Genomic DNA, 12,126 nt, shown 5'->3' with positions numbered 1-12,126 from the left:
CGACAGCGCGTAGGGGCTGTCCTGGGCCGGAGCAACGGGCAGAGAAACAGCGGTGGTCACGCCAGTCCCCTCTCGGTCAGCAGAGCGTGCAGGGCGGCGGCGGACTCGGCCACCGTCTGGGTGTGCGCCTCGATGCGCAGGTCGGGGGAGGCCGGAGCCTCGTAGGGGTCGTCGACGCCGGTCAGCCCGGAGATCTCACCGGCCGCCTGCTTCGCGTACAGGCCCTTCACGTCGCGCTCCGAGCAGACCTCGACCGGGGTGGCGACGTGCACCTCCAGGTAGTGGGTGTGCTGCGCGGCGTGCCGGGCGGCGACCGCGGCGCGGGAGTCCGCGTAGGGGGCGATCACCGGGGCGAGCACCTTGACGCCGTTGGAGGCCAGCAGTTCGGCGACGAAGCCGATCCGCTGGATGTTGGTGTCCCGGTCCGCGCGGGTGAAGCCGAGGCCGCGCGAGAGGAATTCGCGGATCTCGTCGCCGTCGAGGATCTCCACGCGGTGGCCCTCGGCCCGCAGGCGCTCCGCCAGGGCGGTCGCGATCGTCGTCTTCCCGGCGCTGGGCAGGCCGGTCAGCCACACGGTGGCGCCGCAGGCCTGCACGGCGGCTGCCGTGGTGGCCGCCGGTGCGTCAACTGTGGTGGTCATGAAGGTCTGCTCCAGACAGGGGATCAGTGCCAGACAGAGGATCAGTGGGATCAGGGATCAGGGGAGAAGGGACAGGCGGATGGGAGCGAGGGGACGTCAGAGGTGGATGCCGCACTCGGTCTTGCCCGCGCCGGCCCAACGGCCGGAGCGGGCGTCCTCGCCCTCCAGCACCCGGCGGGTGCAGGATTCGGGCGAGCAGCCGATCGACGCGTAGCCGTCGAAGAGCAGCGGGTTGAGCAGGATGCCGTTGGCCGCGACGTAGGCGTCCACGTCCTCCTGCGTCCAGCGCGCGATCGGAGCGATCTTGACCTTCTGCCGCTTCGGGTCGTAGGCCACGACCGGGGTGTTCGCCCGGGTCGGGGACTCGTCGCGGCGCAGACCGGTCGCCCACGCGTCGTAGCCGGCCAGGCCGCGGTTCAGCGGCTCGACCTTGCGCAGCTTGCAGCACAGGTCCGGGGCGCGGTCGTGCAGCCGGGCGCCGTACTCGGCGTCCTGCTCGGCGACCGACTGACGCGGCGTCAGCGTGATGACGTTGACCGGCATGGTCGCCGCCACCGCGTCGCGGGTGCCGATGGTCTCCACGAAGTGGTAGCCGGTGTCCAGGAAGATCACGTCGACGCCGGGCAGCGCGGCCGAGGCCAGGTGGGCCACCACGGCGTCCTCCATCGAGGAGGTCACCGCGAGCCGGCGGCCGAAGGTCTCGGCGGCCCACCGCATGATCTCCTGCGCCGTGGCCTCCTCCAGCTCCCGCGCGGCGTCGTCGGCCAGGGACTCCAACTCGGCGGGTGCGTAGGTGGATTCAGTCTCGGTCGTCATCGTTGGCTCCCCCGGTGGTGGACGAGGCCGACAGCAGGCCCAGGAACTTCAGCGTGAACGCGCGACGGCAGGAGGCGCACTCCCAGGCGCCGTGCCCGCCGGTCTCGCTCGGGCGCAGGTCCTCGTCCCCGCAGTAGGGGCAGTAGAAGGGCGCGGCACGCTCGCTCATGACAGCTGCTCCTCACTGGCCCGGATGGTCCACTGCGCGAAGCGCTCGTCGTCCTGGCGGTCCGCCAGGTAGCGGCGCAGCACGCGCTCGACGTAGTCGGGCAGGCCGTCCTTGGTCACCTTCAGCCCGCGGACCTTGCGGCCGAACCCGGCCTCCAGGCCCAGCGCGCCGCCGAGGTGCACCTGGAAGCCCTCGACCTGCTCGCCGTTCTCGTCCGTGACGAGCTGGCCCTTGAGGCCGATGTCGGCGACCTGGATGCGGGCGCAGGCGTTCGGGCAGCCGTTGATGTTGATCGTCAGCGGCTCGTCGAACTCCGGCAGGCGCGCCTCCAGTTCGTCGATGAGCGTCTTGCCGCGCTCCTTGGTCTCGACGATGGCGAGCTTGCAGAACTCGATGCCGGTGCAGGCCATCGTGCCGCGGCGGAAGGGGGAGGGCGTGACCTGCAGGTCCAGCGCCTCAAGGCCCGCGACGAGCGAGGCGACCTGCTCCTCGGCCACGTCCAGCACGATCATCTTCTGCTCGGCGGTGGTCCGCAGGCGGTCCGAACCGTGCTGGGCGGCCAGGTCGGCGACCTTGGTCAGCAGCGAGCCGTCGACACGGCCGACGCGAGGGGCGAAGCCGACGTAGTAGTTGCCGTCCTGCTGCCGGTGCACGCCGACGTGGTCGCGCCAGCGCTCGACCGGCTCGGCCGGGGCCGGGCCGTCGACGAGGCTGCGGTGCAGGTACTCGTCCTCCAGCACCCGGCGGAACTTCGCCGGGCCCCAGTCGGCCATCAGGAACTTGAGCCGGGCGCGGTTGCGCAGGCGGCGGTAGCCGTAGTCGCGGAAGATCGAGATGACGCCGACGAAGACGTCGGCGACCTCGTCCAGCGGCACCCAGGCGCCGAGACGCTCGCCGAGACGCGGGTTGGTGGAGAGACCGCCGCCGACCCACAGGTCGAAGCCGGGACCGTGCTCGGGGTGCTCGACCCCGACGAAGGCCACGTCGTTGATCTCGTGGACCACGTCCAGCAGCGGGGAGCCGGAGATCGCGGACTTGAACTTCCTCGGCAGGTTGGAGAAGTCCTTGTTGCCGATGACGCGGCGATGGATCTCCTCCAGCGCCGGGGTGCCGTCGATGATCTCGTCCGCGGCGATTCCGGCGACCGGCGAGCCGAGGATGACACGCGGGCAGTCGCCGCACGCCTCGGTGGTCGACAGCCCGACGGCCTCGAGCTTCTGCCAGATGGCCGGCATGTCCTCGATCCGGATCCAGTGGAACTGGATGTTCTGCCGGTCGGTGAGGTCGGCGGTGCCGCGGGCGTAGGTCTGCGAGACCTCGCCGATCGTCCGCAGCTGGGCGACGGTCAGCCGGCCGCCGTCGACGCGGACGCGCAGCATGAAGTACTCGTCGTCGAGCTCGTGCGGCTCCAGGATCGCGGTCTTGCCGCCGTCGATCCCCTGACGGCGCTGGGTGTAGAGCCCCCACCAGCGCATGCGCCCGCGCAGGTCGTTCGGGTCGATGCCGTCGAAGCCGGTGTGGGCGTAGATCGTCTCGATCCGCGTCCGAACATTGAGACCGTCGTCGTCCTTCTTGAACTGCTCGTTGCCGTTCAGCGGCGTGAAGTGACCGGCAGCCCACTGGCCCTCGCCACGGTGGCGGGTCACCTTGCGCTTCGGTGAGGAGGAGGCGGGGGTGGCGGCCATGGGGTGCGTCCTTCGGCAGTTGGTTCGGGGCCTGAGTGGTCTTCTCCCGGACCGGCGCTACGACGCTGACCTGCACGAGGGTGCGTGCGGCGCGACGGCGACCCGGCCTGGGGCGACGCGTTCCGCGCGGCGGTGCGCGGGCGTCGGGCTGGCTGTCGGTGGGGCGGCAGGGGTATCAGGTCACCGGACAGATGGCGCTGGACATGCGGCCGAGGTCGACGTGGAGTCGACCGACCAGGGCAGTTCCGGCACCAGACATGGCAGAAGACTCGCACGCCGAACTTTTCGCAGTCCAGCACCTTCCAGCATCCGGACAAAACTGTCCCGGTCCCTGGGATTTCGGGATGGCCCCGGTCCGGGAGGAGGGCCCGAACATCCGGATCGGGCTTCTCGTTCCGATCTGCAAGACAGAGGCGTCCACTATCCGGAAGATCGCCCGCCCGGCCCGGCGGCCCGTTCGAACGGGCGAGGGCCGCGACCCGGGCAGGGCGGCGGACGGCGCAGGGCGAGCGAGTCCACTGTGGGCCGATAGGTTTGCACCGTGCAACCCGCAGGCGAACCCTCACCCCCGCCCACACCCCGGCACCGCGCCCACGGCGGTCGGCGTGCGAACCGCCGCCGGTCCGGAGCCTCCTACGGGGCCATCGCCTGGAAGCTGGTCAAGGACACGACCAACACCTGCGTCGAGTACCGCGTCACCGGGCTCGCCGCCGAGGTCGCCTTCTTCACGCTCATGTCCGTCCCGCCGCTGCTGCTCTCCGTCGCGGGCACCCTCGGCTACCTCAGCCACGGCGTGATCGCCAAGCTGGAAGCGGACATCCTGCGCGCCGCGAGCACCTTCCTCACGCAGAGCTCCGTGCACCAGACCGTGCAGCCGCTGCTGAACAGCGTCTTCAGCGGCGGCCGCCCCGACCTGATCTCGCTCGGCTTCCTGCTCGCCCTGTGGTCGGGCTCGCGGGCGCTCTACGTCTTCGTCGACACCGTCACCATCATGTACGGGCTCGAGGACCAGCGCGGCATCGTGCACACCCGACTGCTCTCGCTCGGCCTCTACATCGTCGCCCTGATCGCGGGCACCGTGATCGGACCGCTGGTGATCGCCGGGCCCGACCAGATCGTGAAGTGGTTCCCCGCCGCCTCGGACGTCGTGCACATCCTCTACTGGCCGGGCGCGATCCTGCTCTCGGTGGTCTTCATGACCACGCTGTACCACGTGGCCGTCCCGGTGCGGACCGCGTGGAAGGAGGACCTGCCCGGCGCGATAGTCGCCCTGCTCGTCTTCTTCGTGTGCAGCATCTTCCTGCGGCTCTACCTCGTGCACTCGGTCGAGGGCCCCACCGTCTACAGCTCGCTGGCCGCGCCCGTCGCGGTGCTGCTGTGGATCGGCGTCATCGCCCTCGCCGTCCTGATCGGCGCGGCCATGAACGCCGCGATCGACCGGATGTGGCCGACCCGCGAGACCGCGCAGGCCCGCGCGGAGAACGAGAAGGCCCGTGAGGAGGAGGCGCTGGAGGTCATAAGGCGCGCCGAGGCGCGGCGCTCCGCCAACCGCAACCGCGCCGCCAACCCGCCGCCCTCCGCGACGGGCGGCGAGTCCGAGGCCCCGGCCGAGTACCCGGAGCGCTGGGCGGACTTCCTCCCGCACAAGGACGTCCGCGGCCGCATCCAGTCCAAGGGCATCCGCCGTCGGCGCTACCCGTCGCCGTTCGAGAGCGAGGACGACGGCCAGGACCGGGGCAGGGGAGGGAAGCCGGACGGCGAGTAGCAGCCGCGCGACGGGAGACCGCGTGACGGGAGAACCCGTGGCCGGAAAGCTGGTCGCGGGAAAACCCGTCTCCGGAAAATCCTTGGCCGACGTCGGGTCGCCGGCGGTACCGTCTGACCAGCCGTGAGGTCACGGGAGACGTCGAGAAGCCGAGGAGGTGAGGAAGCGATGAACACCGCTCTGTTCCAGCAGCAGCCGATCACACTTCCCTCCCTTCGAAGGGCTTCTCTTGTCTTCCTCCGATCGCTCCGATCGACTTCCGTCTGACCTCGCCCGCTACGGCTGGGACGAGGACTGGCAATCCGCCTTCGCGCCCTTCGCGGCGCAGGGCCTGATCCCCGGCCGGGTCGCCCGGGTCGACCGCGGCCTGTGCGACGTGGTCACCCCCCTCGGCACGCTCCGGGCCGACACCGCGCTGGTGACCCCGCGCGACCCGGTCCGCATCGTCTGCACCGGCGACTGGGCGGCCGTCGCCGAAGGCGCCGCCGAGATCGGCTACCAGGTCCGGTCGCTGCTCCCGCGCCGGACCGCCGTCATCCGCTCCGGTGCGTCCAAGCGCTCGGAGGGGCAGGTGCTGGCGGCCAACGTCGACACCGTCGTCATCGCCGTCTCCCTCGACGTCGAGCCGGACCTCGGCCGTGTGGAGCGCTTCCTCGCACTCGCCTGGGAGAGCGGCGCGGCCCCGCTGGTCGTCCTCACCAAGGCCGACCTCGCCCCCGACGCCGCGCTCATCCGCGACGACGTGGAGCGGATCGCCCCGCGCGTCCCGGTCCACGTCGTCAGCGCGGCCGAGGGCCGGGGCCTGACCGGGCTGCGGGCCGCGCTCGGCGCGGGCACCGTGCTGGTCGGCCAGTCCGGCGTCGGCAAGTCGACACTGGCCAACGCGCTCGTCGGCGCGGACGCGATGGACGTCCGCGCGATCGGCGTCGACGGGAAGGGCCGGCACACCACGACCACCCGCGAACTGCTGCCGCTGCCCGACGGCCACGGCGTCCTGATCGACACCCCGGGCCTGCGCGGTGTCGGCGTGATGGACGCCGGGACCGGCCTCCAGCAGGTCTTCGCCGACATCGAGGAGCTGGCCGCGCAGTGCCGCTTCGCCGACTGCCGGCACGAAGTCGAGCCGGGCTGCGCGGTCCAGCGGGCCCTCGACGAGGGCGAGTTGTCCTACCGGCGACTGGAGAGCCACCGCAAGCTCCAGCGCGAGAACCGTCGCATGGCCGCCCGCGCCGACGCCCGCCTGCGGGCTGAGACGCGCCGCATCTGGAAGGAGCGCGGCCGACTCACCCGTGGCAAGGGCAGTTGGCGGGGGTGATCACTGCTGTGCCTGACTGCTGAGGTCGCCGGGCTCAGCAGGCGCAGGAGATGCCCGAGCGCGGGGCGGTCAGGTCGTCGATCGGGCGCTGCTCCGCACCGCGCGCGGACTCGAACGCGAAGCCCTCGCGCACCCAGTACTCGAACCCGCCGATCATCTCCTTGACGGGATAGCCGAGCCGGGCGAAGGCGAGGGCGGCGCGGGTGGCGCCGTTGCAGCCGGGGCCCCAGCAGTAGGTGACGACGGTCGTCGAGCGGTCCACGAGAGACGGGGCCAGCTCGCCGATCCGCGCGGTCGGGATGTGCAGCGCGCCCGGGATGTGCCCCTGGGCCCAGGCGGCCTCGCTGCGTGAGTCGACCACGACGACACCGTCGACACCGGCGGCGAGGTCGGCGTGCACGTCGGAGACGTCGGCCTCGAAGGCGAGCCGGGCGAGGTAGTGGGCGGCGGCGACCGCCGGGTCGGCGGCGGGCACGGAGAGCACGGCGCTCGGGGCGCTCGCGTCAGTGGTGGTGGCGGTGGTCGTCATGGCTCGTCCTCGTCCTCGCGCTGTTTCTGCTGTGTCTTCGTCTTCGTCCTCGCTGCGGCGACGACCTCATTCTCGGGGGACGGCGATCACCGCCACGAGTGGCGTGAACGCCCGACAACGTGAAGATCCCGCCACCCGCAACGCCAGCGAGCCCTCGCCACTGCCATGTCCGATTCCCGCCAGTGCGCGGCCCGCCGATGCCGCAGACTGGAGGGCGTGAGGATGCACGAGGACGCCTGCTACCGGGCGGTGAGCAGCAAGGACGCCCGTCTCGACGGCGTGTTCTACACGGCCGTGCGGACCACCGGCATCTACTGTCGACCCAGCTGCCCCGCCAGAACCCCCAACCGAGAGAACGTCGACTTCTATCCGACCGCCGCGGCCGCGCAGGCCGCCGGTTTCCGGGCCTGCCGACGCTGCCGGCCCGACGCCGCGCCGGGCTCGCCGGAGTGGAACCTCCGCGCCGACCTGGTCGGGCGCGCGATGCGCCTGATCGCCGACGGCGTGGTCGACCGCGAGGGCGTGGCCGGGCTCGCCGCACGGCTCGGCTACAGCGAGCGGCACCTGACCCGCGAACTGCACGCCGAACTCGGCGCCGGCCCGCTCGCGCTCGCCCGCACCCAGCGCGCGCAGACCGCGCGGCTGCTGCTGCAGACCACCGACCTCGGCGCGACCGAGGTCGCGTTCGCGGCCGGCTTCTCCAGCGTGCGCCAGTTCAACGACACGATCCGCGAGGTGTACGCGATGACCCCGACCGAGCTGCGCGCCCACCAGGGCCGCCGCAGTGTCGTGCAGGGCGTCATCCCGCTGCGCCTGGCCCACCGTCAGCCGTTCGATGCCGCGGCGGTCTTCGACTTCCTGGGGCTGCGTGCGGTGCCGGGCGTCGAGGAGATGGTCGCGCGCGAGAGCGGTGGCGCCCGCACCTACCGGCGCACGCTCGCCCTGCCCGGCGGCCCCGGCGTGGCCGAGGTCGACGAGCCGTCCAAGCCGCAGGGCTGGCTGGACGCGCGGGTGCGGCTCGGCAACGTCCGCGACCTGACGGCGGCGGTGCAACGGCTGCGCGCGCTGTTCGACCTCGACGCCGACCCCGAGGCCGTCGCCGAGGTGCTCGGCGCGGACCCGTACCTCGGCCCGCTGGTCGCCAAGCGCCCCGGGCTGCGCTCGCCCGGCCACGTCGACGCCCACGAGCTGGCCGTACGCGCGGTCCTCGGCCAGCAGGTGACCGTCGCGGCGGCGCGCACCCTCGCGGGGCGCCTGGCCGCGCGCTACGGAGCGCCGCTGCCCGAGCCGAGCGGCGGCCTGACCCGTCTCTTCCCCTCGGCGGCGAGCCTCGCCGAGGCCGACTCCGCCGACCTCGCCATGCCCGTCGCCCGCCAACGCGCGGTCCGCGGCCTGTGCGCGGCCCTGGCCGACGGCACCGTCCGTCTGGACCCCGGCGTCGACCGCGACGAGGCGGGCGCGGCGCTGCTGGCCCTGCCCGGGATCGGCCCGTGGACCGTCAGCTACGTCCGGATGCGCGCTCTGGCCGACCCGGACGCCTACCTGCCCACCGATATCGGCGTCCGCCACGGCCTGCGGGCGGCGGGCGCGCCGGGGCCGGCGGGTGAGCCGGACGGCGACGCCTGGCGGCCGTGGCGTTCGTACGCCGTGCACCATCTCTGGGTCGCCGCGACCGAGGCCGCAGCCTCGGAGCGGACCCTCAAGACCTATGCGAAAGCGAGCAAGTGATGACCCGCTACACGACCATGGACTCGCCGCTGGGCCGCCTCCAGCTGACCTCGGACGACGAGGGACGGCTGACCTCCCTCTACGCGCCGGTCCAGAAGGGCCGCACGGTCGAGCCCGATCCGTCCTGGTCCCGCGATCCGGACCTCCTCGCGGACGCGGTCGCCCAGCTCGACGAGTACTTCGCGGGCGCCCGCAAGGAGTTCGACCTCGCACTCGCGCCCACCGGCACGGACTTCCGCCAGCGCGTCTGGCGGGCCCTGGACGACGTCCCCTACGGCGCCACCATCACCTACAAGGAGTTGACGCAGGCGGCGGGCCTGCCGCCCACCTCCGTCCGCGCGGTTGCCGGGGCGGTGGGTGCCAACCCGCTGCTGATCCTGCGGCCCTGCCACCGCGTGGTCGGCAGCGACGGCTCCCTCACGGGCTTCGCGGCCGGCCTGGAGGCCAAGCAGACACTGCTCGGCATCGAGGGCCGCTAGGGCCGCGACGCCGCCAGAGTCACCGGGCCGTGAGGCAGCGAGGCCGCGAGGCAGCGAGGCCGCGACGCCGCGACGTTGCGAGGCCGCCAGGGCTGCTGAGGTGCGGGATCCACGACGCCGCTCGCCGCTCCTCCGCAGCCTCGCGGACGGGACGGGTGGTCCCGCCGTCGAGGACGGTCGCCGATGGCGACCGTTCGTGGTTCCGCCCGCTGCCGGGCCCCGGTCGCGCTACGTCGCCGGGGCGCTGTCCTCGCCCAGGGCGGCCGCCAGATTCTCCAAGCCCGTCAGGGCATTGAGCACGGCCGCGCTGTCCTCCGGGGCCAGTGCCGCCAGCGCGGTGGCGAGGCGGCGCTCGTGCGCGCGCTGCCAGTCGCCCAGTTGACGGTGGCCCGCGTCGGTGAGGCCGATGCGGGCCGTCCTGCGGTCCCCGGGGTCGTTTTGACGGTCCACGAAACCCGACTCGAGCAGGCGGCCCACCAGGCCGCTGACGGTGTTGGGTGCGAGGCGCTGCCGTGCGGCGAGTTCGCCGACGCGCAGGGGGCCCGTCGCGGCGAGCGTCTGCAGGAGCTCCACCTGCGCCATCGGCAGGGCCTCCCACGGGTAGTCGGTGCGGATGCTGCTGCGCAGCGCGCGGCGCAGCCTGGTCACCGCGTCGGTGAGGCGCTGGACCTGGGCCGTCTCCACGGGCTGCCCGGACGACGGGGACCCCGGAGCGGCATGATTGACAGGTTCTGGCATGGGCGAAGCCTAACGGGCGACCCAGCCCCGCTCGTAGGCGTGCCAGCCGAGTTGCAGGCGTGTGCTGACGCCCGTCAGCGTCATCAGGCGCTGCACGCGCCGTTGGACCGTGCGCAGCCCCAGGTCGAGCTGCTTGGCGACGCTGGCGTCGGTGAGGCCGGTGAGCAGCAGCGAGACGATCTGCAGGTCGACCGGGTCCGGCTGGTCCGCGTCCACCTCCACCTGTCCGGCCGTCTCGGTGCCGAACCGCACCGGGGAGGCCGTCTGCCAGCACTGCTCGAAGAGCCCGATCAGGGCCTCCAGCAGGCCCGGCGCGCGCACCAGCAGCGCGGCGGGCTCGCCCGGGGTGCCGAGGGCGAGCAGAGGGAGCATGGCGAGCCGGTGGTCCGAGATCACCAGCTTGGTGGGCACCTGCTCGGCCACCCGGACCTGCTGGCCGCGACTCAGCGCCAGGGTGAGCGCGTCCATCATCGACGCGTCGGCGAGACGGTCGCGCGCCAGCACCGTCCGGTGCGCGACGCCGCGCGCGACGACGATGTCCTCGGCGCCGTTCTCCTCCGGGCCGACCGCCACCGGCGCGTCCGTGACCAGCGCCAGCAGCTCGCTCTCGGTGCCGAGCTGGATCTGCTCGAACCGGTGCCGCAGCGCGGAGACCCCGGAGACCACCTCGACCAGGTCGGCCGCGCCCGAGGCGGCCGCGCCGGTGCGGCGGTACTCGTCGGCCAGCATCTCGACGACCCGTTCCGCCTCGTGCAGCTCGTGCCGCCGCTGCGACAGCGCGGGCGCCAGCGCGACACCCGGGGGCGCGGCGACGTAGTGGTCGGGCAGTGAGGCGGACGCGGCGGCGAGCCCGGCCGCCTCCAGTTGGGTCAGGGCCTGCTGCACCAGGTACGACTGGACCGCGAGCCGCTCGCCGAGGGCCTCGGGTGTCGCGGCGCCGAAGGCCAGCAGCGCGCGGTAGACCGACTCGGCGCGTTCGTCGAGACCGACGAATTCCAGCACCCTGCGTTCCACCTCCTCGGCCCGACGTGCGTACCTGCAGCGATCATCATGCCTCGACCAGCCGGTCGGCCGGTAGCCGGACCACGGAACGTCGTTCGACCATTGTCCGGAATCCGTCGTTCGCTTGCTCCGGACGTGTTCTGATTCGTCGGTTCCTGGCTTGGCGGAGCCGTCCCGCGTGGAGAATGGCGTGGATCCCGGAGCCGGACGGAGGCGTCAGCACCATGAGCGACCCACGTGACCACGGCGTGCCGAGGCCCACGGCCCAGGCGGAGGACGCCTGGTGGGATGCCGTGTACGACCCCTCGGAGCGGGAGGAGCGGCACCGGCCCAGCACGGGCACGGTCGACGACTGGTTCGCCTCGGCCCTTGGAGCCATCGGCGCGGACGAAGCCGACGAAGCGACCGAAGCCGACGAAGCCGACGGAGTCGATGGAACCGTCGGGGCGGGCCGCGCGGTGGAGGCCGTCACACCGCAGCCGCGCAGCCCGGTGGACGACGAGGACCTGCCGCCGGACCCTGACCTCCCTCAGGTCCCTGACCTCCCTCAGATTCCTGATGTCCCGGACGCCCCTGATCTGTCGGAGATCCCGGACATCCCGCCGATGCCCGAGGTCCCGCCCATTCCGGTGGTCCCGCCGCCGCCCCGGCTGCCCGACCCGCGTGTGATCGCGCCGCGCGGCGAGCAGCAGCCGATGTCCCGACCGGGGTCCCGACCGGGGTCCCCACCGGTGTCCCAGCCGGTGTCCCAGCCGCCGTCCGAGCCGGATCTCGACCCGGAGCTGGATCGCGAGGCGCTCGGTCCGCTCCCCGGTACGGAGGCGGAGGCCGAGGCGGATGCCGAGGAGGAGGACGCGGCGGAGCCCGCCGCGCCGCGCGGAGCCGACCCGCGCCCGGCCGACCCGCGCGTGGAACCTCGCGTGGTGACGGAGCCTGCTCCCCCTCAGCCCGGCGCCGGTGCGCCGGTCGGGCCGCCGCCGCACGTTCCCACGCCGACGCTGCCCGACGGGGCCGCGCTGCGCTGGGGCCGGAGCCGGCCTGCGGCAGGCGTGCCGCTGCCGGAGCCTGACGCGTTGCCGGAGGCCGACCCGGACGACCTCGGCAGCCTCGTGCCGGACACGGTGCTGGAGTTGGCGCGGCACGGGAGCATGACGCTGCGCGCCGCGAGCGCGCGCGGCGAGGGAGCGCGGGCGCTGGGCGCGCCCCGGGCGGACCGGCTGGTCGTCGCCCGGTTCGGCGACGGCGCGGACGGGTGCTGG

Annotated in this window: 12 protein-coding genes and 1 pseudogene; 5 read left to right on the top strand and 8 right to left on the bottom strand. The window is 73.1% G+C overall.

Annotation, left to right across the window (positions count from 1 at the left end):
* Positions 1–56 precede the first annotated feature (56 nt).
* The 5 genes from cysC to TR50_RS50290 all read right to left on the bottom strand — a co-directional run bounded on the left by cysC (position 57) and on the right by TR50_RS50290 (position 3,570).
* On the bottom strand, positions 57–641 hold the full coding sequence (cysC, locus tag TR50_RS40610; protein WP_042435047.1) for an adenylyl-sulfate kinase: 585 nt from the start codon (positions 639–641) through the stop codon (positions 57–59).
* 96 nt (positions 642–737) lie between these two features.
* Positions 738–1,457: a phosphoadenylyl-sulfate reductase gene (locus TR50_RS40605; protein ID WP_042435043.1), complete on the bottom strand. Its 720-nt coding sequence runs from the start codon at positions 1,455–1,457 to the stop codon at positions 738–740.
* The gene (locus TR50_RS40600) at positions 1,441–1,626 is read right to left on the bottom strand and encodes a hypothetical protein (protein ID WP_042435040.1); all 186 of its coding nucleotides are present in this window, start codon (positions 1,624–1,626) and stop codon (positions 1,441–1,443) included. The genes TR50_RS40605 and TR50_RS40600 overlap by 17 nt, the downstream gene beginning before the upstream one ends.
* The gene (locus TR50_RS40595) at positions 1,623–3,311 is read right to left on the bottom strand and encodes a nitrite/sulfite reductase (RefSeq protein WP_042435038.1); all 1,689 of its coding nucleotides are present in this window, start codon (positions 3,309–3,311) and stop codon (positions 1,623–1,625) included. Before TR50_RS40595 ends, TR50_RS40600 begins: the two co-directional genes overlap by 4 nt.
* A 175-nt stretch (positions 3,312–3,486) precedes the next feature.
* Positions 3,487–3,570, bottom strand: coding sequence for a putative leader peptide (locus TR50_RS50290; RefSeq protein WP_332262522.1), 84 nt, complete (start codon positions 3,568–3,570; stop codon positions 3,487–3,489).
* 282 nt (positions 3,571–3,852) lie between these two features.
* Between TR50_RS50290 and TR50_RS40590 the strand changes: the two genes are divergently transcribed.
* On the top strand, positions 3,853–5,076 hold the full coding sequence (locus tag TR50_RS40590) for a YihY/virulence factor BrkB family protein (protein WP_042435035.1): 1,224 nt from the start codon (positions 3,853–3,855) through the stop codon (positions 5,074–5,076).
* A 229-nt stretch (positions 5,077–5,305) separates the two neighbouring features.
* Positions 5,306–6,391, top strand: a complete 1,086-nt coding sequence (rsgA, locus tag TR50_RS40585; protein WP_042435032.1) for a ribosome small subunit-dependent GTPase A — start codon at positions 5,306–5,308, stop codon at positions 6,389–6,391.
* A 34-nt stretch (positions 6,392–6,425) separates the two neighbouring features.
* Here rsgA and TR50_RS40580 read toward each other — a convergent pair whose 3' ends face one another.
* A complete protein-coding gene (locus tag TR50_RS40580; RefSeq protein ID WP_042435029.1) occupies positions 6,426–6,920 on the bottom strand; it encodes a rhodanese-like domain-containing protein in 495 nt (164 codons plus the stop codon).
* Positions 6,921–7,142: 222 nt separating this feature from the next.
* Between TR50_RS40580 and TR50_RS40575 the strand changes: the two genes are divergently transcribed.
* Positions 7,143–8,648, top strand: coding sequence for an AlkA N-terminal domain-containing protein (locus TR50_RS40575; protein ID WP_042435026.1), 1,506 nt, complete (start codon positions 7,143–7,145; stop codon positions 8,646–8,648).
* Positions 8,648–9,127 (top strand): methylated-DNA--[protein]-cysteine S-methyltransferase, encoded by a 480-nt coding sequence (locus TR50_RS40570; protein ID WP_042435023.1) that lies wholly within the window; start codon positions 8,648–8,650, stop codon positions 9,125–9,127. The genes TR50_RS40575 and TR50_RS40570 overlap by 1 nt, the downstream gene beginning before the upstream one ends.
* A gap of 228 nt (positions 9,128–9,355) precedes the next feature.
* Here TR50_RS40570 and TR50_RS40565 read toward each other — a convergent pair whose 3' ends face one another.
* Together TR50_RS40565 and TR50_RS40560 are read right to left on the bottom strand one after the other, a co-directional pair.
* Positions 9,356–9,865, bottom strand: coding sequence for a MarR family winged helix-turn-helix transcriptional regulator (locus TR50_RS40565; protein WP_042435021.1), 510 nt, complete (start codon positions 9,863–9,865; stop codon positions 9,356–9,358).
* A 9-nt stretch (positions 9,866–9,874) separates the two neighbouring features.
* Complete coding sequence (locus tag TR50_RS40560; protein WP_439654282.1) at positions 9,875–10,879, bottom strand: helix-turn-helix domain-containing protein; 1,005 nt, start codon at positions 10,877–10,879, stop codon at positions 9,875–9,877.
* Positions 10,880–11,091: 212 nt separating this feature from the next.
* On the opposite strand from TR50_RS40560, the pseudogene TR50_RS47415 reads away from it, so the two are divergent.
* Positions 11,092–12,126 (top strand): annotated as a pseudogene (locus tag TR50_RS47415) (hypothetical protein); the annotation flags it as partial.

The sequence above is a fragment of the Streptacidiphilus anmyonensis genome (assembly GCF_000787855.1).
GTDB classification, from domain to species: Bacteria; Actinomycetota; Actinomycetes; order Streptomycetales; family Streptomycetaceae; genus Streptacidiphilus; species Streptacidiphilus anmyonensis.
Note: the sequence above shows the minus strand (reverse complement) of the source record. Positions and strands in the feature narration are given on the sequence as shown.